The 22,641-nt window shown below is 34.4% G+C and carries 25 protein-coding genes; 22 read left to right on the forward strand and 3 right to left on the reverse strand.

Going from position 1 to position 22,641, the window contains the following annotated elements; translation table 11 throughout:
• Positions 1-35: 35 nt before the first annotated feature.
• The 11 genes from P0Y62_12860 to P0Y62_12910 all read left to right on the forward strand — a co-directional run bounded on the left by P0Y62_12860 (position 36) and on the right by P0Y62_12910 (position 8,304).
• Positions 36-1,670, forward strand: a complete 1,635-nt coding sequence (locus tag P0Y62_12860; protein ID WEK68737.1) for a hypothetical protein — start codon at positions 36-38, stop codon at positions 1,668-1,670.
• A gap of 15 nt (positions 1,671-1,685) precedes the next feature.
• Entirely contained in the window at positions 1,686-2,348 is a 663-nt protein-coding gene (locus P0Y62_12865; GenBank protein ID WEK68738.1) for a response regulator, read from the forward strand.
• A 127-nt stretch (positions 2,349-2,475) separates the two neighbouring features.
• Positions 2,476-2,814 carry a YegP family protein gene (locus P0Y62_12870; protein ID WEK68739.1) on the forward strand — a complete coding sequence of 113 codons (339 nt, stop codon included), beginning with the start codon at positions 2,476-2,478 and terminating at the stop codon, positions 2,812-2,814.
• Positions 2,815-2,817: 3 nt separating this feature from the next.
• The gene (locus P0Y62_12875; GenBank protein WEK68740.1) at positions 2,818-3,885 is read left to right on the forward strand and encodes a type I restriction endonuclease; all 1,068 of its coding nucleotides are present in this window, start codon (positions 2,818-2,820) and stop codon (positions 3,883-3,885) included.
• 4 nt (positions 3,886-3,889) lie between these two features.
• Entirely contained in the window at positions 3,890-4,411 is a 522-nt protein-coding gene (locus P0Y62_12880) for an SH3 domain-containing protein (GenBank protein WEK68741.1), read from the forward strand.
• Positions 4,411-4,857 (forward strand): hypothetical protein, encoded by a 447-nt coding sequence (locus P0Y62_12885; GenBank protein WEK68742.1) that lies wholly within the window; start codon positions 4,411-4,413, stop codon positions 4,855-4,857. The genes P0Y62_12880 and P0Y62_12885 overlap by 1 nt, the downstream gene beginning before the upstream one ends.
• A complete protein-coding gene (locus tag P0Y62_12890) occupies positions 4,844-5,245 on the forward strand; it encodes a hypothetical protein (GenBank protein WEK68743.1) in 402 nt (133 codons plus the stop codon). The genes P0Y62_12885 and P0Y62_12890 overlap by 14 nt, the downstream gene beginning before the upstream one ends.
• Positions 5,242-5,658 carry a hypothetical protein gene (locus P0Y62_12895; GenBank protein ID WEK68744.1) on the forward strand — a complete coding sequence of 139 codons (417 nt, stop codon included), beginning with the start codon at positions 5,242-5,244 and terminating at the stop codon, positions 5,656-5,658. Before P0Y62_12890 ends, P0Y62_12895 begins: the two co-directional genes overlap by 4 nt.
• Positions 5,658-6,065: a hypothetical protein gene (locus P0Y62_12900; GenBank protein WEK68745.1), complete on the forward strand. Its 408-nt coding sequence runs from the start codon at positions 5,658-5,660 to the stop codon at positions 6,063-6,065. Before P0Y62_12895 ends, P0Y62_12900 begins: the two co-directional genes overlap by 1 nt.
• Before the next feature lie 6 nt (positions 6,066-6,071).
• A complete protein-coding gene (locus P0Y62_12905) occupies positions 6,072-7,412 on the forward strand; it encodes a beta-carotene 15,15'-monooxygenase (protein WEK68746.1) in 1,341 nt (446 codons plus the stop codon).
• A 10-nt stretch (positions 7,413-7,422) separates the two neighbouring features.
• A complete protein-coding gene (locus P0Y62_12910; GenBank protein WEK68747.1) occupies positions 7,423-8,304 on the forward strand; it encodes a hypothetical protein in 882 nt (293 codons plus the stop codon).
• Positions 8,305-8,363: 59 nt separating this feature from the next.
• Here the strand turns inward: P0Y62_12910 and P0Y62_12915 are convergent, their stop codons facing one another.
• The 3 genes from P0Y62_12915 to P0Y62_12925 all read right to left on the reverse strand — a co-directional run bounded on the left by P0Y62_12915 (position 8,364) and on the right by P0Y62_12925 (position 10,259).
• Entirely contained in the window at positions 8,364-8,813 is a 450-nt protein-coding gene (locus tag P0Y62_12915) for a GNAT family N-acetyltransferase (GenBank protein WEK68748.1), read from the reverse strand.
• On the reverse strand, positions 8,806-9,429 hold the full coding sequence (yihA, locus tag P0Y62_12920; protein WEK68749.1) for a ribosome biogenesis GTP-binding protein YihA/YsxC: 624 nt from the start codon (positions 9,427-9,429) through the stop codon (positions 8,806-8,808). Before yihA ends, P0Y62_12915 begins: the two co-directional genes overlap by 8 nt.
• A gap of 68 nt (positions 9,430-9,497) precedes the next feature.
• Positions 9,498-10,259: an alpha/beta hydrolase gene (locus P0Y62_12925; protein WEK68750.1), complete on the reverse strand. Its 762-nt coding sequence runs from the start codon at positions 10,257-10,259 to the stop codon at positions 9,498-9,500.
• Between the two features lie 273 nt (positions 10,260-10,532).
• On the opposite strand from P0Y62_12925, the gene mraZ reads away from it, so the two are divergent.
• From mraZ to murC, 11 genes are all read left to right on the forward strand, one after another.
• On the forward strand, positions 10,533-10,991 hold the full coding sequence (gene mraZ, locus P0Y62_12930) for a division/cell wall cluster transcriptional repressor MraZ (protein ID WEK68751.1): 459 nt from the start codon (positions 10,533-10,535) through the stop codon (positions 10,989-10,991).
• 40 nt (positions 10,992-11,031) lie between these two features.
• The gene (gene rsmH, locus P0Y62_12935; GenBank protein ID WEK68752.1) at positions 11,032-11,925 is read left to right on the forward strand and encodes a 16S rRNA (cytosine(1402)-N(4))-methyltransferase RsmH; all 894 of its coding nucleotides are present in this window, start codon (positions 11,032-11,034) and stop codon (positions 11,923-11,925) included.
• 62 nt (positions 11,926-11,987) lie between these two features.
• Positions 11,988-12,353 (forward strand): FtsL-like putative cell division protein, encoded by a 366-nt coding sequence (locus P0Y62_12940; protein WEK68753.1) that lies wholly within the window; start codon positions 11,988-11,990, stop codon positions 12,351-12,353.
• Entirely contained in the window at positions 12,337-14,328 is a 1,992-nt protein-coding gene (locus P0Y62_12945; GenBank protein ID WEK68754.1) for a penicillin-binding transpeptidase domain-containing protein, read from the forward strand. Before P0Y62_12940 ends, P0Y62_12945 begins: the two co-directional genes overlap by 17 nt.
• A gap of 19 nt (positions 14,329-14,347) precedes the next feature.
• Positions 14,348-15,808, forward strand: a complete 1,461-nt coding sequence (locus P0Y62_12950; GenBank protein WEK68755.1) for a UDP-N-acetylmuramoyl-L-alanyl-D-glutamate--2,6-diaminopimelate ligase — start codon at positions 14,348-14,350, stop codon at positions 15,806-15,808.
• 45 nt (positions 15,809-15,853) lie between these two features.
• Positions 15,854-17,095, forward strand: coding sequence for a phospho-N-acetylmuramoyl-pentapeptide-transferase (gene mraY / locus P0Y62_12955; GenBank protein WEK68756.1), 1,242 nt, complete (start codon positions 15,854-15,856; stop codon positions 17,093-17,095).
• A gap of 80 nt (positions 17,096-17,175) precedes the next feature.
• Positions 17,176-18,513 (forward strand): UDP-N-acetylmuramoyl-L-alanine--D-glutamate ligase, encoded by a 1,338-nt coding sequence (murD, locus tag P0Y62_12960; protein WEK68757.1) that lies wholly within the window; start codon positions 17,176-17,178, stop codon positions 18,511-18,513.
• Positions 18,514-18,535: 22 nt separating this feature from the next.
• A complete protein-coding gene (locus P0Y62_12965; protein ID WEK68758.1) occupies positions 18,536-19,774 on the forward strand; it encodes an FtsW/RodA/SpoVE family cell cycle protein in 1,239 nt (412 codons plus the stop codon).
• Positions 19,775-19,785: 11 nt separating this feature from the next.
• Complete coding sequence (locus tag P0Y62_12970; GenBank protein ID WEK68759.1) at positions 19,786-20,028, forward strand: hypothetical protein; 243 nt, start codon at positions 19,786-19,788, stop codon at positions 20,026-20,028.
• An 8-nt stretch (positions 20,029-20,036) separates the two neighbouring features.
• On the forward strand, positions 20,037-21,140 hold the full coding sequence (murG, locus tag P0Y62_12975; protein WEK68760.1) for an undecaprenyldiphospho-muramoylpentapeptide beta-N-acetylglucosaminyltransferase: 1,104 nt from the start codon (positions 20,037-20,039) through the stop codon (positions 21,138-21,140).
• Between the two features lie 127 nt (positions 21,141-21,267).
• The gene (gene murC, locus P0Y62_12980; protein ID WEK68761.1) at positions 21,268-22,626 is read left to right on the forward strand and encodes a UDP-N-acetylmuramate--L-alanine ligase; all 1,359 of its coding nucleotides are present in this window, start codon (positions 21,268-21,270) and stop codon (positions 22,624-22,626) included.
• The last annotated feature ends 15 nt before the right edge of the window (positions 22,627-22,641 follow it).

Below are 22,641 nucleotides of genomic sequence, written 5' to 3' on the forward strand. Positions count from 1 at the left end.
TCCTTTTTCTTACTTTGCGTTTAAAACTACTTGCTATGAAATGGACATTATTAATCCTATCATGTTTAATCCTATTTTCTTGTAATAAGGGAAATAATGTTACCCCCAATAAATTTTATCAAAAAGCCAAAATATGCAGAGATGCTAATGTATCTGATTCTGCCTTCTATTACTATAATTTGGCTAAAAATGATTATATAAAAATAAACGACTCATTAGGTGTAGCAAAATCATTGGTAAATATGGCAATGATCCAGACTAACAGCCAAGATTTTTATGGAGGAATCGAATCATCACTAGAGGCTAATAAATTTTTAAAAAAAGAAAAAGACAGTACTACAAGGAGTACCTTAGCCACAAATTATAACAACATAGCTTTGTCATTTCATTTTCTTAAAGATTTTGAAAAATCTATTAAATTCTACTTTAAGGCATTAAAATATATTGATATTGAAAATGATAAGCTTCTTTGTTACAATAATATTGGTGATGATTTAATCACTCAAGGAAATTTTAAATTGGCTCAAAAATATTTAGAAAAAGCTATCCTTACTAAAAATAGTATTAATTATTCCAGGTCTTTAAATAATCTGGCAAAAGCTCGATATCTTGATGATAAAAATTATAATCCACTTCCTGAACTATATCATTCTTTAAAAATCAGAGAGAAAAACAATGATGAACTTGGAAAAAATTCAAGCTTCGAAACTTTATCCGAATATTTTTTAAAAAGAGATAAAATGCTCTCATTATTTTATGCAAAAAAAATGCTCGAAACGGCAAATAATAATAAAAGTCATACAGATCAGGTTATAGCTTTAAGAAAGATCATAGAATTGGATCCTAAAAACTATCTGGAAAACTTCCAAAAGTATATCTTGATAAGTTCAAATCTTCAAATAGCAAGAAATAAAGCTAAAAACCAATTTGCAATAGTAAGATATGATGTAGAAAAAATACAAAGGGAAAAGGCAGAAAAGGAAATGGAAGGATTACAGAAAAACTTTGGTATTGGAATTTTATTAATGATTCTAATCGGAGGTTTATTCTGGTATAGAAAAAGAAAAAAACGCCTCGAACAGGAAAAAGAGCTTGAAGTCAAAAACACCCAACTCAGACTGTCGAAAAAAGTTCATGATGTGGTTGCAAACGGTATTTATCAGGTAATGACAAAGATTGAAAATCAGGAACATTTTGATAAAAGTGAAGCCCTTGACGAATTGGAATTTGTGTACGAAAAATCCAGGGATATTTCTTATGAGAAAGCAGATACTCAAACTGAAGAAAAAGATTTTAGTGAAAAAATTTCCGAAACAGTCAGCTCATTTAAAAATGATCAAGTAAATACTTACCTTGCCGGAAATGATAAAGATATCTGGAAAAACCTGAGCTCTAAAAACCGGGAAGAAGTGTACCAAATCATCCGCGAGCTGCTTGTCAATATGAAAAAACACAGCAAGGCAAGTATCGTTTCCTTCAGATTTGAAAGAGAAAATGACCTTATCAGAATCTTCTATACAGACAATGGAATCGGAATTTCAGGAGATGTAATTTATAAAAACGGATTATCTTCTACGGTTTCCCGTATAGAAACCATCAAAGGAGAAATTATTTTTGACACTCAAACAGAAAAGGGCTTGAAAATTAATATTTCATTTCCTGCTTCTTAAAAAACTTAAAACAGAATGTTCAAAAAAATTTTAATTGCCGAAGACCACGAAATGGGCAGTCTATCTGTCCAAAAAACACTGGAAGATCTTAATATTCCTAAAGTTGATTATGTATATTATTGTGACGATGCCCTGGCAAAAGTTCAAAAAGGATTACGGGAAAACAACCCTTATGACTTATTGATCACCGATCTTTCTTTTGAAGAAGATCATTATATACAAAACATTAAAGACGGACAGGAATTAATTCAAAAAGTAAGAGAAATTCAACCTTCTCTGAAAGTGATTGTTTTTTCCAGTCAGCATAAATCAGGGATTATCGATTCTCTTTTTAAAGATTATCAGATCAACGGATACGTCCGGAAAGCCAGAAATGATTCTAAAGAATTAAAAAAGTCCATCGCCTCTGTCTTCATTAATGAAGATTTTCTTTCAACAGATCTCAAGCAGGAGGTAAAAAAATTCAACAGCTATGAATTCTCAGCTTATGATATTACGGTCGTTACTCTACTTTCCAAAGGAATTTTACAGAAAAATATTCCCGATCATCTTCTGGAAAAAGGAATTAAATATAGCTTAAGCAGTGTTGAAAAGAAATTAAATAGCTTAAAAGAAGATCTTCAGGTGACCAGCAACGAACAGTTGGTGGCTTTTTGTAAAGATATCGGGATTATTTAATCTTAATTTTTCTGAATACCATTAATAAAACCTTTCAAAAAATTGAAAGGTTTTTTCGTTTTACGGATTCCCGTAAGGAGGCACAAATTAATGCTCATATTTTTGGAGTGTTAAATAAAAAACAATCATGGGAAAATTTATTATTACTCAGAGAGTAAACAAAGAGTATCAGTTTAATCTGAAAGCCGCAAATGGCGAAATTATTTTAACCAGCGAAGGTTATGTCCAAAAAGCATCTTGCCATAAAGGAATAGAATCAGTGAGAATTAATTCTCAGGATGATTCCAGGTATGAGAGAAGAACTGCCATAAACGGAAAAGAATATTTCGTATTAAAAGCAAGAAACGGAGAGATCATTGGAAAAAGTCAATTATACAGCACAAAATCGGGAATGGAAAACGGAATTGCATCCGTAAAGACCAACGCTCCAAGTGCTGAAATTGTTGATGAAACTCTAAAAAACTAAAGTATGGATCTTAAAATTAAACTTGAACAGCTTCATCAAAAAGTCATTGGCTTAAAAGAACAAATCGGAACCGAAGAAGCAACAAAAAATGCTTTTGTAATGCCTTTCATTCAGATTTTAGGATATGACATCTTCAATCCTACGGAAGTTGTTCCCGAACATGTTTGTGATATCGGAACAAAAAAAGGGGAAAAAGTCGATTATGTAATTAAAAATAATGATGAGCCGATTTTCATTATCGAATGTAAACATTGGAAAGAAAATGCAGACGCCCATAATTCTCAGCTTCACAGATATTATCATGTTTCAAAAACACGATTCGGAGTTTTGACGAACGGAATCGTTTACAATTTTTATGCGGACCTTGAGAAGCCCAATATTATGGATGAAAAGCCTTTTCTTACCATAAATCTTGAAGACCTGAAAGACAGTTCAATAAAAATCCTGGAAAGCTTTACTAAAACCGGTTATAATCTGGAAGATATTTTAGGTTCTGCAGAAGCTTTAAAATACATCAAAGCAATTCGGAAAGAATTTGAAAAGGAGATAGAAAACCCTTCAGATCAACTGATCAAACTCTTAGTAAGCCGCTTTTTCGATAAACCAATCAATGCCAACAGACTCATTGCATTTAAAGAGTATACTAAAAAGGCATTAACTACATCCATCAACGAATCAATCAGTTTTAGACTAAAATCTGCTCTGAGTATCAATGAGCAAATCGAAAAACATGATGATAAAAATATACAGCCCGTTGATGAAAACATTGAAACTCCGAAATTCATTACGACGGAAGAAGAATCTGAAGGATTTCAAATCGTGAAAGCAATCCTGAGAGAAAAAATCCCTTCGGAAAGAATCGCACCAAGAGATACCCAATCTTACTTTGGAATTCTGCTGGACGACAACAACAGAAAGCCGATCTGCAGACTGCATTTTAATACTAATAATAAATACCTGGAGCTCTTCCATAACGGAAAAGATGCCGGAGAAAAAATGCAATTAAATGAGCTCGACGAAATATATAATTATCGAAATGAGCTTCATCAAACATTAGAAAATTATAATTAAAAACATGAAAAGACTAATACCATTTATCATACTTACCTTCACTTTATTTCTTTTAAACTCTTGTTTTAAAGCCAATGACAACGTAGGTCACGATGGAAGATGCACTGGTTCTGCATATTGCACTGCCTGTTCTAATTGTTCAGGATGCGGGCATTGCAGCGGCGGCGGAACTTGCGGGGTCTGTGGTGGCGGTTCCGGAAGCAACTCGTCTTCCGGAAGTTCTACCAAAAAAAGCAAATCTAAAAAACACAGATCTTCAGATTCTTATAAAAAATCAAGAGCAAAATCTAATAAACCTCCAAAAGTATTTATTGATGAGGTAAACATTAACGTTAATTCCAATAGATATATTGCAGCCACTTCAATGACAAATATTTACGAAAAGCCTTCTTTTAAATCTAAAGTCATAGAAAAAGTTGCGAAAAGCACCAAACTGATTCAGTTATCGAAAAAAGATTCATGGTACAAAATACAGGTAAAAAAGAGCGGAAAAGTAGGATATATTTTTAATAAGGATGTAAAATAATGATCCGATTTCTAAGAATAGTAATTTTCTTCCTTCCAATAATATCAGGAGGTCTTATCTACATCATTTTTAGAACAGAGAAACTTATTATGTTCCGTTGGTTCGAATATTTCAGTCTTTCTGATGGAATTAATCTCATTAAGAAATTAAAAAACATTTATTCTTTTCCAAGCTGGTTTATTTATAATCTTCCGGATGGACTTTGGATATTCTCTTATACAGCTATTTCATTGGAAATATGGAAACATTCAATTACTAAACAAAATATTTTCTGGATTTTCAGTATTCCGCTTATTGCTGTTTTATCAGAAATTTTTCAGCTTTTTAAAATCATTCCGGGAACTTTTGATTTCATAGATATCATATTTTATTTATCCGGAATATTTCTCGCCTATTTTATATCTACAATAATAATTTTTAACACTAAAAAACATGAAAAACTTTAAACACATAATTTCTGCAGGTCTATTTTTATTTTTTTTATTCATTGCTTTTGGAAGCATGAATGATAAGAAAAATAAAGTTTCATCTTATAAAAGTCTAGAATCATTTGAAACTTCCGATGTTCATCCTCAGGAGATGGAAACACAAAATACAGATCCGAAAAAAGAAGCTATCCTCATTAAGCTAAAAGAAAAAGCAAAAAAAGACTGGCCAAATGATTATTCTACACAGGAATATTGGATTGATGAACAACTTGAGGCTTATGATTATATGGAAACAATAGAAAACAACTCCATAAAACAGCAAGCTCAAAAAGATTGGCCTTTAGATTTCAGTACACAGAAATACTGGTATGAAGAACAAATTGAAGCCAAAAAGAGAATAGAATGAGTCCTTCAAAAATTTTTCTAACCTTCTGTGCGATCTGTTGTTTCGCAGGTATTTTCAGACTTCCTATAGAATATTATACTTTTCTCAGAATCCTTATTTCCATTGGAGCTTTGTTGGTTTTATACAATACTTTAAGCTTTAAACAGCATTATTTCAATATAATTTTTCTGGTCATCCTTATTCTTTTCAATCCGATTTTCCCGATTTATTTATATCGAAAGAGCTTATGGATTCCGATTGATACGATAACGGGAATTTTATTTCTGTTGATCAATTTCATAGAAAAAACTGAACAGAAAAAAGAAGAAGAAATTACCGAAGAAGCTTCAGAACATTTACCTCCCATACACCAAAGAACTGTTTCAAGAGACAGAATCATTAATCCTAAAAAAACAAAAGAAGAAAAAATATAATGGAAAGTAATCAAATAACCGAAAATCTCAAAGCTCATTTTTTAAGATTATATCAAATGGCTGTTTGTGATGATGATTTCAGTGCCCTAGAATTGAAAATGCTGTACAAATGTGCCGAAGAAAGAGGTATTTCATCTAAAAATCTGGACGAAATTCTTCTTAATCCAATCAATTTAAAATCATTAGTTCCGAAAACCATTGAAGAAAAAGTAGATTATTTATACGATCTCACAGTAATGATCTGGGCAGACGGAATTGTTTCACCTAACGAATATTCTGCAATGGAAAAATACGTTTTGATGTTCGGTTTTTTGGAAGAAAATGTAACAGCAATTGTAGATTACCTCATTGAAGCCGTAACAATAGGAAAGAATAAAAGCGAAATTTTATACGAATTAAAAAACTAACTCACTATGGATACCCAAAGCATAAAAAATTTATTCAGGCTAAAATCTGTTCCCATAGAAACCAAACAGGAACAGCTTCCAAAAACTGAAGTCGACCCAACTGACGAATCTCCTGAAGAAAGCAGGAAAAGAACCTATCACGAATCCGGTTACAGAGACAGTTCACGAACCAGCGGAAACCACTCTACCCTTTCAATTTGCCTCGATGCAGTGTATTCTAAATTTCAGAATGAAGAAAAAGAAATGGTGGAAAAGCAACATCAGCTCAAGGAATCTTATGTTAATGAACAGAAAAACCGGGAAACTGAAATTAAAGCATTAACAGTTTCACAAGGCACCAAAGAAGAACTTTTGAAGACAAAAAACACAGAAGTCGAAAATCATCAACATACGATTGAAACGTTAAAAGCTGAAATCCTTGATTTACCAAGAAATCCGGAAAAGTATAATGTAAAAGCAACTAAAGGAGCTTCAGCAAAATTCTGGATTGGATTGATTCTTCTGATTCCTATAACTTTATATTTAGCAACATTTTATATTTCAACTTCTTATTCGGCATTTTTTAAAAGTTTTGATGCAAAAAGTACCGTCATTCAAAGTGTTTTGGATGCAAATGCATGGATGAAAGCATGGTATGATGGCTTTATAGAAGTAGCCTTTGTTACTTTAATTCCGTTTGTATTTCTGGGATTAGGATTCTTGATTCATATGTTTGGTGAAAATAAAATCAGAGCCAATTATATCAAATTGGGTTTATTATTTATCGTGACATTTGTTTTCGACTCTATTTTAGCCTATGAAATTGAATCAAAATTATATGAATTAAACAAAACTTTTGATTCGCCACCCTTTGATCTTAAAATAGCCTTTACCAAAATTCAGTTTTGGGGAATCATTTTCGCCGGATTTATTGTTTACATTATTTGGGGGCTTGTTTTTGATTTTGTCATGAAAGAACATCGGGAAAAAGACAAAATTAAAAGTGAACAGGAAATCAGGCAGAAAAAAGTAATTTCTCTTTCAGAAAAGATCAATATTTTAAAAAAAGAAATTGAAGAAATTATCGCCAATATTGCCAACATAAAAGAGCTCATCATCAAAACAAACGGCAGAATCGAAGAGCTTCAGAATATCATTGACGGAGTGATCATTCCGACCAAAGATTACAAATTATACGCATCAGAATATGTTCAGGGCTGGATCACCTTTATCGGAGAAAAAATTGCGGTTTCAAGAACGGAAAAACAAACGATGATCGATGATTGTATAGCAACGTACAATACCAATCTGGAAGCCGTTGGAGCCAATTCTGACAATCAAAATTTAGTTTATTTATCATCTTTATAAATCACAGATTATGAAAAAAATATTCTATTTATTAATGATTATTTCTTTGATTTCCTGCGGTAAAAAAACTCCACCACCACCTTGTACAAACTGCCCCCCAGAAGTCGATTTAAACAATATTAATATCAGTATTTTAATTGATTTATCCGATAGAATTGATCCTCAAAAGAATCCGAATCCAACAATGCAATATTTCCAAAGAGATACGGAATACATAAAAGCCATTGAAAAAGGATTTTTAAATCATATCAAATCAAAGAAAATTATCACTTATGACGATCAGATGCAGGTTTTCTTTAATCCTGAACCTTCCGATCCGAAGATGAATGAATTTACGAAAGAACTGAAAGTTTCTTTCGACAAGAATACACAAAGAAATTATTTTGATTTAGTTGAAAAAAAATATTCTGAATTACCTTTAAACATTTATCAGTCAGCTATAAAGGACGGAAAATATGTCGGCTCGGATATATGGGAATTTTTCAGAAATAAGGTTAAAGATTATTGCATAAAAAGTGACAAGAGAAATATACTTTTCATTTTGACTGACGGATATATGTATCATGATGATTCTAAATTCTCACAAGAAAACAAAACATCCTATTTAACTTCAAAATTGATAAAATCCAACAACCTTACCACCACAGATTTTAAAAATATCATTGAGAAAAACAAATTGGGGTTTGTAAAAGCCAATGACAATCTGAACAATCTCGAAGTGATCGTTTTAGGAATCAACCCGGAAAAAGGAAACCCATTTGAAGAGGCCGTCATCAAAGAATATTGGGAAAACTGGTTCAAAGAAATGAAAATCAAAAGCTATCAGATCAAATCTGCAGATCTTCCTTCTAATCTGGAGCCTATCATCTTAAAGGCAATTTCAGGAAAATAAAAACACTCCATATATATTTAACTATCAAAAAAAGCGGGGAAAATAATTTCCCCGCTTTTTTATTTTCTCAACATTTCCGTGTGCGGAATGTCGTCTTCCAAATATTTTTTCCCGGTATCTTCAAACCCGAAATCACCATAGAACTTCAATAAATAATCCTGTGCCGAAATTCTGATTTCAGAAGTATGAAAACGGTTCTCTATCGTTTCAACAGCATATTGTATCAATAGCTTTCCCAGACTTTTTCCTCTTGCTTTTTCCGTTGTTAAAACCCTTCCGATAGAAGCCTCTTCATATTTTATTCCTCTGTCGAAAATTCTGCAGTTGGCCAAAACTTCTCCGTCTTCTTCCGCCCAGATATGAACCGCCTTCTGATCATAATTGTCCAGATCGAGATAAGGACAATTCTGTTCAATGACAAAAACATCGATTCTCGCTTTTAAGACAGCATATAACTCTGGAACAGTAAATTTGTCGAATGTTTTTATTTTCCAGATTATGTTACTCATCAAAACTCACATTATTATTAATCAGAAACTCATTAGTCTTCTGGATAAAGTTTAAGATTTCTTCACCCCCTACTTTCTTTTCTGCAGAAGTCACATACAACTCGGGAAGATCTTCCCAGGTTTTATGAAGTTCTGCTTTATAATCTTCTACATTTTTAATAGCGATATTTGGCTTTAATTTATCCACTTTTGTAAATACAATCGAAAATGGCACTCCACTTTCTCCGCACCATTGGATAAAATCCAGATCAATTGCCTGAGGTTTATGCCTTGAATCCACCAGCACGAAAAGATTTACCAAATTCCTTCTGTTTAAAATATAATTGGTAATCAGCTTTTCGAAATCCTTTCTGAGGGACTTTGAAACTTTTGCATATCCATAGCCCGGTAAATCGGTTAAATACCAACTGTCATTAACGATAAAATGATTAATAAGCTGCGTTTTTCCCGGAGTCTGTGAAGTTTTAGCCAAATCTTTATGATTCATCATTGCATTGATCAACGAAGATTTTCCAACATTGGATCTTCCGATAAATGCATATTCGGGAATTGTAGGTTCCGGACAATCCTGCCATTTTCCACTACTTTTTACAAACGTTGCTGTTTTAATAACCATTTCTATAGAATATTTTAGAAAAACAAACCATTAAGAAAAGCTCTTAATGGTCATTTTATATTTTAATTTTAAACTTTATCTTTTACCCAATTATACAGAATTTCATTGAATTCATCTGGTTTTTCCATCATGGCTGCATGACCACATTTATCGATCCAGAACAGATCCGAATTCGGAATAAATTTGTGCATATCCTCCGCAACTTCAGGAGGAGTCACATTATCCTGTTTTCCCCAGATCAGACATGTCGGTGTCAGAATCTTAGGCAAATCATTCAGCATATTGTGTTTGATCGCGCTTCTTGCCAACATTACAGTTTTAATTCCTTTCATTCTGTCATTTACAACACCAAAAACTTCGTCTACCAAATCTTCAGTCGCAACAGCAGGATCATAAAAAACCTCTTCTGTTTTCTTTCTGATATAAGAACGGTCATTCTTTCTTGGAAAACTGTCGCCGAAAGTTCTTTCGTACAAACCGGAGCTTCCTGTAAGAACAAGATTTTTAACCAGATCAGGTCTTGCCAGCGTTAAAATTAACCCGACATGACCTCCCATTGAGTTTCCAACAATAGTAACAGGTCCCTGAATATGGCTATCAATAAACTTTATTATATATTTTGCTAAAGTTGTAAGATTGGTATTGAGTACCGGCAAATCGTAGATCGGTAATTGAGGAACATAAACTTTGAATCCCCTGCTTGAAAAAAAATCCACCATTTTATCGAAATTACTCAAACCACCCATCAAACCGTGCAGCAACACCAATGGATGTCCTTCCCCCGCTTCTACAAAGGTATATTTCTTTTCTTTTTTTGTACTAAATATCATATAATGCCTGTAATAAAGCTTTGCAAAAATACAAATTAAACCTCAAAAAAATTTTGAATACTCTAATTTAAAATAAAAATAACATAATAATCCTCTTTTTAGCTATTTTTTTGAAAATCCCTTTATTATGGCATAAATAACAACAAATACAACCTTCTTCATATCAAACAATTACACCATCAAAGCTAAATCTTTAATAAAACTTATTAACATTAAGGGAAAAAGTGGGAAAAAGTGGGAAATTTTAGAAATTATTATATAAATTTGCTCCAAATGAAAAGTTTCATTGGGACATATGAGTGTAAAATTGACGACAAAGGCCGCCTAAAAGTTCCTTCATCTTTAATCAAACAGATGGAAAACTTCGACGACAAGGCGTTTGTAGTCAAAAGATCTGTGTTCCAACCTTGCCTGGAAGTTTACCCCATGAACGCATGGGATAAATTGATGGGCAAAATTAATAAATTGAACAGATTCATTAAAAAGAATGCTGATTTCATTAGAATGTTTACGGCAGGAGTAAAAACAGTGGAACTCGATAACGCAGGAAGATTACAGATTTCCAAAGATCTGACTCATTTTGCAAATCTTCAGAAAGATATTGTAATTACAAGCGCAGGAGAATTGTTTGAAATTTGGGATAAAGAGGCCTACGAAAAGGTGATCTCTACCAATGAAACCGATTTCGCCAGTCTTGCCGAAGATGTGATGGGCTCTTTCGATGAAGAATAATACGCTGATCATTAACAGCGAAAAAAAACACAACTTAAGTATGTATCATAACCCCGTTTTGTTGAAGCAAAGTGTAGATGATTTGGTAACGAATCCAGACGGAATATATGTAGACTGTACTTTTGGAGGAGGCGGTCACTCCAGAGAAATATTGAGCAGACTTTCAGACAAAGGAAAACTGTTCAGTTTTGATCAGGATTTAGACGCTCTTAAAAATACAATTGACGATCCGAGATTTACATTAATCAATCAGAATTTCAGATTCCTGGAAAACTCTTTATTAATGTATGGAATTTCCCAGATCGACGGAGTTCTCGCTGACTTAGGAGTTTCTTCCCATCAGTTTGATGAAGCAGAAAGAGGTTTCTCAACAAGAAGCAATGCTCCTTTGGATATGAGGATGAATATTATGCAGGGACTTGATGCTAAAAGAGTCATCAATGATTATGATGAAGAACAGCTTGCTGACATTTTTTATTACTATGGTGAACTGAGAGAAGCCAGAAAATTGGCCAGAGATATTGTTCATCACAGAAAAACAAAAAGTATTGAAACAACCGAAGACCTGAAAAAACTGTTCAGCTATCTTCCGCCGCATAAAGTGAATAAATTTTATGCTCAATTGTTTCAGGCGATAAGAATTGAAGTGAATCAAGAGCTTGAAGTATTGAAAGAAATGCTTGTTCAGGCATATAACGTTTTAAAACCGGGAGGAAGATTGGTGGTAATTTCCTATCATTCCCTGGAAGATAGGCTGGTAAAAAGATTTTTGAAAAACGGAATGTTTGAAGGAGAACCCGAAAGAGACATTTACGGAAATTATAAAAAAGCATTCGAACTGGTAAAAAGTAAGGCAATCATTCCCGATGACAAGGAAATCGAAGAAAACTCAAGAGCCAGAAGTGCTAAAATGAGAACAGGAATTAAAGTGTAGTTTTTGGTTGACAGTTGATAGTTTTTATTCTAACAACAAACAATCAGTAACCAACAACCAAAATGGCAAAAAGAACGACAAATCGCCCTCAGAAAAAATTAACTTTTATAGACATTATAAAAGGAAACTTTCTGAATCGTGATGAGATCAAAATACATTACAAGTATTTTCTCCTGTTGTTTATATTGATGATGGCCATGATTTACAGTAACCATCTCGTCAATAAAAAGATAAAGATTGTTAATACCTTAAAAGAAGAAACTGAAGAATACAAATCACGAAACGCTTACGCACAAAGTAAGCTGATCAAAGTAAAAATGGAATCGGAGTTGGGGAAAGAAGTCGCACGGGATTCTTTGATGACCCTGGAAAACCATCCTCACAAACTGCTAATAAAACTGGACAGTACAGATGCAAAAGCAAAATGAATACGACAACAAACGTAAAAAAACGTTAAGATGGGGCTACCTCTTCGCAGTGGTGGCTTTGTGCGTGTTTGTAATGTTTTTGACAAGAATAATTATCTTACAAAACACTAATGTTCAGGAAATTAAAGATGATTACATTAATAAAAATTATCGGGAAGCCACTCTGAAAGCTGCCCGAGGAAATCTATTCGCTTCCGACGGCTCTATCCTTGCCACAACGGTCATGCGTTACGACATTTATCTGGATTTTAAAACGATGAAAGATACCGTTTACACCAACAATATTGGCGCTCTAACGGATTCTTTAAGCAAAATGTTCGGAAAATCAAGAGTTGAATTCAGAAAGAAATTTGACGAGCAAAGAAAAAATAAAAACCAGTATTATACACTGGTGAAAGGCCTTGACTTTGACCAATACGACAGAATCCGAAAATTCCCGATTTTCAAAAAAGGGAAAAACAAAGGAGGCTTCATCGTAGACAGAAATTACAAAAGAGAACTCGCAACCTCAGAAATCGGAGCCGGAACTATCGGAATGGACGACGGGGAACACAAAGCCGGTCTTGAAGGTGCTTTTTCAAAATACCTGAGAGGAACAGACGGAAGAAGACTGGAACAGAGAATCAATTCATCCCAATGGAAACCGATTGATTTCTGGAAAGTTCAGGAACCTATTGATGGTGAAGATGTTTACACAACATTAGATCTCAGAATTCAGGACATTGCACATTCTGCACTCGAAAAACAATTGATCAATTTCGAAGCGAAACACGGAACCGTGATTGTAATGGAAGTGGAAACCGGAAAAGTTCGTGCCATGGTCAATCTAAGAAGAGACGATAATGGAGAATATGTTGATTCTTATAATTATGCTATAAAAGACAACATAGAACCTGGTTCTACTTTTAAAACCATTTCGTTACTAGCTGCAATGGACGACGGTTTCATTGATGAAAATACAACAGTAGATGTAGGAAACGGAGTCTGGGTATATGCAAAACAGAGAATTTCAGACGGTCACGGAGGCGGAACTTATGACATCAGTGATGTTTTGGCAAAATCAAGTAACGTAGGTTCTGCAAAACTGATTACAAAATACTACGCTGACAATCCACAAATATTCCTGGATCATTTGAAACGCTGGAAATTATTCGACAAAATGGATATCGAACTTCCGGGAATCACAAAACCAAGATTTGTAACTCCGGAAAGCAAAAGATGGAATCCGGCTGCTTTAGCTTCTTTAGCTTACGGATATGCTTCAAACATAAACCTTTTACAATTAGCAACTTTCTATAACGGAGTTGCTAATGGTGGTAAAATGCTAAAACCACTATTCATCGATAAGATCATGAAAGACGGAAAGGTGATGTACAACTCAAAACCTGAAGTAATGGTGAATAAAATGGCCTCTGAAAAAGCCATTAAAATGATGACTCACGCTTTGACAAAAGCTGTAGAGAAAGGAACAGGAAAAAGTATTTTCACGCCAAACTTGAAAATGGCAGGAAAAACAGGAACAGCTAGATTTGAATACTGGCTGCCTGGTCCAATGAAATACCGTGCATCTTTTGCAGGTTTTTATCCTGCTGATAATCCGAAGTATACATGTTATGTAATGATCAGCGAACCGAATACGGCAAAAGGATTTTACGGAGGAACAGTTTCTGCACCTGTATTTAAGGAAATTGCAGGGAAAACTTTCCTGAAAACACCACAAAACATTGAAAAAGAAATGCTTGTGAGCAATAAGGTCGACCTTAACAAAATGGTGGAACCTAATGTAAAAGTAGCTGTTAATAATAAACAAATGCCCAATGTCGTAGGATTGATCGGTAAAAATATCATCCCGCAACTGGAGAATTTAGGATATCGTGTCGATTACAAGGGCGTTGGCAGAATAACCCAGCAGTTTCCGTTGGAAGGCACAACAATAAGTAAAAACCAGAGAATTTATTTATCTCTGCAGAATTAAAATATAAAGCATCAAAGAAATGCAGTTAATTGAATTATTAAAAAGAATCCCAGTCTTAGAAATTCACGGCGACAATACCCGTGACATTACTGAATTGGTTTTCGACAGCAGAAAGGTTACGGAAGACTCGTTGTATATTGCAATGAGAGGAACGGTTGTGGATGGGCATTCATTTATTGCATCTTCTGTTGAAAAAGGAGCAAAAGCAATTGTTTGTGAAGAGTTCCCTGAAAATTTGAATGAAAATGTTACCTACGTAAAGGTAAAAGACTCATCTAAAGCTTTAGGACAATTAGCCTCCAACTTCTACGGGAACCCTTCTGAAAAATTAAAATTAATCGGAGTTACGGGAACTAATGGAAAAACTTCTGTTTCTACTTTACTTTTTGATGTTTTCAAAAATTTAGGATACGATTCTGCTTTGCTTTCTACCGTTGAGATCAGGATTGGAGAAAAAATAATTCCGGCGACACACACGACTCCGGATGTGATTACCATCAATAAAATTCTGGCTCAGGCTGTTGAAGAAGGCTGCGAATTTGCTTTCATGGAAGTAAGTTCTCACGGAATTGCTCAAAACAGAATTGAAGGACTTCATTTTAAAGTAGCAGGGTTCACCAATCTTACACACGATCATTTAGATTACCATAAAACATTTGATGAATATCTAAAGACCAAGAAAAGATTTTTTGACCAATTGGAAAATACTGCCGTTGCCATCACCAATGTAGATGATAAAAACGGAAATGTCATGCTTCAGAATACAAAAGCTATCAAAAGAACATATGCTTTGAAAACCATGGCAGATTTTCATGGGAAGCTTTTAGAAGTTGATTTCAATGGAATGTTATTGAATTTCAACGGAAAAGAGTTCTGGACAACTCTCACCGGAAAATTTAATGTCTACAATTTATTATTGGTTTTCGGAATTGCTTCTGAGCTTGGTTTTGAGCAGGATGAAATTTTGCAGGCAATCAGTCAGTTGAAAAGAGTTTCAGGAAGATTTGAAACTTTTAAATCTGATGGTGGAATTTTCTTTATTGTAGATTATGCACATACTCCGGATGCTTTAGAAAACATTTTGGACAGCATTAATGATATCAGAACCAAAAACGAAAGATTAATTACAGTTTTCGGTTGCGGAGGTGACAGAGATCACTCCAAAAGACCTGAAATGGGAAATATTGCCACCAAAAAATCAACACTGGCAATTATCACTTCAGACAACCCGAGAACGGAAGATCCGGCAGCAATTATAAAAGAGATTGAAGTAGGTGTTGAACCTCAGAATTTCAGCAAATACACTTCAATTCCTGATAGAAAAGAAGCCATAAAAATGGCGATCAAGTTTGCAGAACCTAAAGATATTGTTCTCGTAGCCGGAAAAGGCCACGAAACGTATCAGGAGATTAATGGTGTAAAACATCATTTTGATGACAAAGAGACAATCAATGAGCTTTGGAAATTAATGAGTAAGTAAAAATTTGATTTAAAACAAACTTATTACATCTTAAACCAGAAGAAAATGTTATACTATCTATACGAATATTTAACCAACCACGGAATTCATGTTCCCGGATTAGGAATGTTGAAGTACATTTCTTTCCGGGCAGGAATGGCTGTTTTATTTTCTTTGATCATTGCTCTTGTCTATGGAAAAAGAATCATCAACTATTTGAGATCAAAACAAATGGGCGAGTTGGTTCGTGATCTCGGATTGGATGGTCAGAAGCAAAAAGAGGGAACGCCTACAATGGGCGGACTTATCATTATCATTGCTACCATTATTCCGGTATTATTATTTACCAGAATTACAAATATTTATATTGTGCTTCTCTTAGTTTCTATGATCTGGATGGGTGCGATTGGTTTTCTGGATGATTATTTAAAGAAAATAAAGAAAAACAAAGACGGGCTAAGTGGCAAATTTAAGATTGTAGGACAGGTTGGATTAGGCTTAATTATCGGAATTACAATGTATTTCCATCCCGATATTACAGTTAAAAGAAAATATGCAGATGCGAAAGTAGTAAACAGAAACAATGTAGAGCAAAACTTTATGCCTACTGAAAAAATCACAGTTTCTACGGTTCCTTTTGCTAAAAATAACGAATTCGATTACAGTGGAATATTGTTCTGGATGAATGATAAAGACGCTCACGAATGGGCATGGATTGTTTTCATTCCTATTGTAATATTCATCGTAACAGCGGTTTCCAACGGAGCCAATATTACCGATGGAATTGATGGTCTTGCAGCAGGAACCAGTGCCGTGATTCTTTTAGTTTTAGCGCTTTTTGCTTACCTATCAGGAAACATCATTTTTGCAGATTACCTCAACATCATGTTCCTTCCGAATATGGGAGAAACCACCATTTTTGCCGTGGCAATGGTGGGTGCAGTAATTGGTTTTTTCTGGTACAATACGTATCCCGCTCAGGTTTTCATGGGGGATACCGGAAGTTTGATGTTAGGAGGCGTTATTGCCGTTTTAGCTATTATTTTAAGAAAAGAGTTATTGATTCCGGTATTATGCGGAATCTTCCTGATCGAAAACCTGTCTGTAATGCTTCAGGTAGTCGTTTTCAAATACAGAAAGAAAAAATTCGGGCTGGAATATGCCCAAAACAATAGATTATTTAGAATGTCACCATTACACCATCATTATCAGAAAGGCGGTTTCCATGAAAGTAAAATCGTCAACAGAATGATCATCATTGGGGTAATTTTGGCAATTGTATGCCTTATCACATTAAAAATGAGATAAGAATTAATTTAAAATTGAAACATTTAAGTATTAAAAATTTTTGAATCATTTAAATCTTTCAGTCATTAAATCAAAATAGTATGAAAATAGTTGTTTTAGGAGGAGGAGAAAGCGGTTGTGGAGCTGCTTATTTGGCTAAAAAACAAGGTTTGGAAGTTTTTCTTTCAGACAAAGGAGCCATTAAGGATAACTATAAGCAGTTTCTTACGGAGAATGACATTGAGTTTGAAGAAGAAAACCATGATGAAAAAAGAATATTAAATGCAGACTGGATTGTAAAAAGTCCGGGAATTCCGAAAAAGGCAGAAATTATTCACAAAATTCATGAAAGAGGAATAAGACTTTCTTCTGAAATTGAATTTGCTTCGGAGTTTACAGATGCAAAAATTATCGCGATCACAGGAAGCAACGGAAAAACAACGACCACCTCTTTAATCTATTATATTTTAAAAAATGACGGATTGAATGTTGGTTTAGGAGGAAATATCGGATACAGCTTTGCCAAGCAGGTTGCAGATGAAAATCATGAATATTATGTATTGGAAGTAAGCTCTTTCCAGTTAGATGATATTCAGAATTTCAGACCTTATATTTCTTTATTATTGAACTTGTCACAGGATCATTTGGATCAGTACAACTACAATTATGAAGAATATGCTTTGGCAAAATTCAGAATTACTGAAAATCAGGAAAATGACAACTTTTTCATCTATAACAAAGATGATGAAATGAGCAAAAATCTTCTTGAAAAGCTGGAAATAAAAGCGAAAATGATCCCTTTTTCCACAAAAGAGAAATTGTCTGAAGGAGGATTTGTTGACGGAGAAAATATTGAAGTGGATTTTCAGGATAAATTCTCCATGAAAATTGAGGAACTATCATTGCTGGGAAATCATAACGTAGCCAACAGTTTGGCCGCTTCAATTGCAGGTAAAATACTGAAGATCAATAATGAAAGTATCAGAAATTCATTAATGACCTTTCAGGCAGTTGAACATAGACTGGAATTCGTCACTGAACTTGAAGGCGTTAAATACATCAATGACAGTAAAGCGACGAATGTTAATGCAACGTATTACGCTTTAGAAAGTATGAAAAACCCTACAGTTTGGATTGTTGGAGGTTTAGACAAAGGAAACGACTATACCGAAATTGAGGACTTAGTCAAAAGAAAAGTAAAAGCAATTGTCTGCTTAGGAATTGATAACCAGAAAATTATAAATTTCTTTAAAGACAAAAAAGAATTTATATATGACACCTCTAGTATGGAAGAAGCAGTGAAGATTTCAAAATCTCTTGCTAAAACAGGAGATACGGTTTTATTATCTCCATGCTGCGCAAGTTTTGATTTATTCAAAAGCTATGAAGACAGAGGCCGTCAGTTTAAAGAACAGGTATTAAAAGCCAATGGCAATTAGCCAAAAGCCAAGAGCATAACATATGAACGAACAAGATACAGACAACAGATTTGAATTTCTAAAGGGCGATAAAGTACTTTGGATGGTCATTCTTGTGATCTCCATTTTTTCTATTTTCCCTGTATATTCTGCAAGTTCAAATCTGGAATATATCGTCAATAACGGGACTACCACAGGTCACGTTATCAAACATATGTTCTTTGTGGTCTTAGGGTTGGGAATTATGAGAGTCGTTGGAATGGTAAAATATGAATATATCGGAAAGCTCAGCAGCATTTTGCTGGGATTAATGATTGTTCTGCTGATTGTCACTATGTTTACCGGCCAAACCATTGACGGAGCAAGTGCTTCAAGATGGCTGAAAATTCCGGGAACACCGATTTCCTTCCAGCCGTCGTCGTTTGCTTTTTTGATGCTGATTATTTATCTGTGTAGATATTTAACAAAAAAAATAACCCGTGAAAGGCTTCCTATTGAAAATATCATGTATATCTTCGGCCCTATCCTATTGGTTTTTGTACTGGTAGCAAAAGATAACGGCTCCACTGCATTAATGATTTTAATGGTTTCTGTCATTGTACTAATTATAGGTCAGCTACATTGGAAATACATTGCCGGATTCATTTCGGCATCATTCATTGCGATTGTTCTGTTTTTATTGGTTGCTTTAAATACCAATCTTATTGGAGGAAACCGTGTTCATACATGGATGAGCCGTATCGAAACCTTTACTTCGAGTAAAGCTAAAACTGCGGATGTTGATGATGAAAGCTTAAAAGCCAAGAACTATCAGGTAATGATGGCAAAAGCAGCTATTGTTCACGGTGGAGTTACAGGAATGGGACCGGGAAAAAGTGCTTTAAAACAAATGCTTCCCCAATCTGCTTCCGATTTTATTTTTGCCGTCATTGTAGAAGAATATGGGGTAATTGGTGCCGCATTTCTGATCAGTATGTATTTAATCATGATGATTCGTATCGTGATGATAGCCAGTAAGATGCCCGCTTTTTTCGGCTCTCTGCTCGTACTCAGTCTCGGTGTGATGATTTTTATACAACTCTCTGTAAATATTGCTGTTGCGGTAAATCTGATCCCAGTAACAGGGCAACCTCTTCCATTAATAAGTTATGGAGGAACCTCAATGTTGGTAACGTATTTGCAGTTGGGAATTATTTTAAATATCAGCTCTAGAATCCAGATATACGATGAAGAAGGAATGGGGAAAAAACAAAGTATAGTCGAGATCAATGATATTGCTTAAAACAAAATAAAATGGAAATAAGTTTAATAAGATATATTGATAACAAAAACACAGAAGACGTATTGGTGTTTGATACCGATGTGGAAATCATTAATTTTTTGGAATCATATAATCTAGAATCTACCGAAATTATTGAACTTAATGATTCTGTTTATAATATTAAAGAGATTTCAGTAAAGCTGATTGAAAATAAAATTGAGATTTGGGTATATGTTGATTTTATTGATTTAATTGAAAATTTGCCCACAGCATAATTAGTAATATGAACAAAAAACTAAAAGTATTATTATCCGGCGGAGGAACAGGAGGTCACATTTTTCCTGCCATCGCTATTGCAGACGAGATCAAAAAAAGATTTCCTGATGCTGAGTTTTTGTTCATAGGAGCCAACGGAAAAATGGAAATGGAAAAAGTTCCGCAGGCTGGCTATACAATTGAAGGAATTGACATCGCAGGAATTGACAGAGGAAATATGCTATCAAACTTAGGTTTGCCTTTTAAGATTTTAAAAAGCTTATCTAAATCAAAGAAGATCATTAAAAACTTTGCTCCGGATTTTGCGGTGGGAACAGGTGGTTTCGCAAGTGGTCCTGCTTTATATGAAGCAAGCAAACTTGGAATTCCGATTTTTATTCAGGAGCAGAATGCACATGCAGGCGTAACGAATAAGATTTTAAGTAAAAAAGCAAAAGCCGTATTTACAGCCTATCCGAAAGTGGAAGGTTTTCCTGCTGAAAAAATAAAGTTTCTGGGAAATCCGATTCGTGAAAACATTGTTTCAGGAATGCAGGAAACTTCCCAGGCAAAAGAAAAAATGGACTTGTCTCAGGATAAACTGACGATTTTATCTGTCGGTGGATCTTTAGGGTCAAGAACATTAAACAACGGTTGGAAAGATAATTTAGAAAACCTGAAAGAAAAAGGATATCAATTGATCTGGCAAACCGGAAAACTGGATTATAAAGAACTGTATAATGAATCCTGGATCTCGGATCTCGGATCTCAAATTCAGTTAAAAGAGTTCATCAAAGACATGGAAACAGCCTATTCTGCAGCAGATGTGATTGTTTCCAGATCAGGAGCCATTGCTATTTCAGAGTTGGCGGTAGCTCAGAAACCGGTTTTACTGGTTCCTTTCCCTTTTGCAGCGGAAGACCATCAAACCATAAATGCCATGAATCTGGTTGAAAAAAATGCAGCCCGAATGGTAAAAGACTCTGAAATGCAGGAAAAATTCTGGAATACCCTTTCAGAAATCTGCGAAAATGAGAATATAAGAAAAGAAATGTCTGAAAATCTGAAATATTTTGCCAAGCCCAATGCCGCAAAAGAGATTGTAGACGAGATTTTTAAAGTGATACAATAAATAAAGCGTTTGTCATTCTGAACATAAACCAAAAGTTTACGAACGTAGTTCAGAAATGGAATGAAGAATCTATGCAATTGAGATTCTTCGTCCCTCAGAATGACAAAATGAAAATTTTAATTAAATAATGAAAGTTTTAGAAACATATCAAAATTTTTACTTCGTTGGAATCGGAGGTATCGGTATGAGTGCTTTGGCGCGTTACTTCCATGCTTCGGGCAAAAAAGTTTTGGGCTACGATAAAACCAACACCAAATTGACGACGGCTTTGATGAGCGAGGGAATTGATATTGTTTTTGAAGATGTCATTGATGAAAAAATAGCTTCCCTTAAGAAAGAAGATACATTGGTAATCTATACTCCTGCAATTAAGGTTCTGGGAATTTTAGAATATTTTAATGAAAATCAGTTTGAAGTATTAAAACGTGCAAAAGTTTTAGGTTTAATTACACAAAACACAGATTGTATCGCCGTTGCCGGAACTCATGGGAAAACAACAACTTCTACCCTGGTTTCACATCTTTGTAAAGAAGCAGATTTACCTTTCTCTTGTTTCTTGGGAGGAATCTCTGAGAATTTTAAATCGAATTTCCTATACAACGGTTCACAATATTCTGTGGTGGAAGCAGACGAATACGACAGAAGCTTTTTGAATCTTTCTCCGGATTGGGCAGTGATCACTTCCACAGATGCAGACCATTTGGATATTTATGGAGATAAAAGCCATATTGAAGAAGGTTTTAGACAGTTTGCAGCTTTAGTTCCGAATGATAAGCAGCTTTTTGTAAGAAAAGGCATTGGGATCGGAAGACCTTCTCTGACGTATGCTGTAAACGAGGTTGCTGATTATTACTCGGATAATCTAAGAATGGAGAATGACAAAATTTATTTTGATTTCCATACTCCTAAAGAAACTGTTAAAGATTTCATCTGGGAAATTCCGGGGATTCACAATGTTGAGAATGCAACCGTTGCATTGGCAATTTTAAACAATTTAGGCGTTGATTTCGAAACATTAAAAAAAGCGATTGCCAATTTTAAAGGAATTAAAAGAAGATATACCAAACACAGATACGAAAACGGTAAAATTTACATCGACGATTATGCCCATCATCCAACAGAAATTAATGCCGTGATGAGCTCAATCCGGACTTTTTATCCGGAAAAGAAATTATTGGTGGCTTTCCAGCCTCATCTTTTCAGCAGAACAAGAGATTTTGCAGACGGATTTGCTGAAAGTTTAAGCCACGCCGATGAATTGATTTTGCTTGATATTTATCCGGCAAGAGAACTTCAGGAAAACTTTGAAGGTATTACTTCAAGCTGGTTATTGGATAAAGTAACATTAGATAAAAAGGAAGTATCTACTCTGAGTGATGCTTTCAATAAAATAAAAGAAAAAGATTTTGATATCCTTCTTACAGTAGGTGCAGGAAATATTGATACACTGTACGATCCTATTTGTGAGTGGTTAAGTAAAAATTAAAAACTCAAAATCCGT

Origin of the sequence: Candidatus Chryseobacterium colombiense (assembly GCA_029203185.1) — a bacterium.
GTDB lineage: Bacteria > Bacteroidota > Bacteroidia > Flavobacteriales > Weeksellaceae > Chryseobacterium > Chryseobacterium colombiense.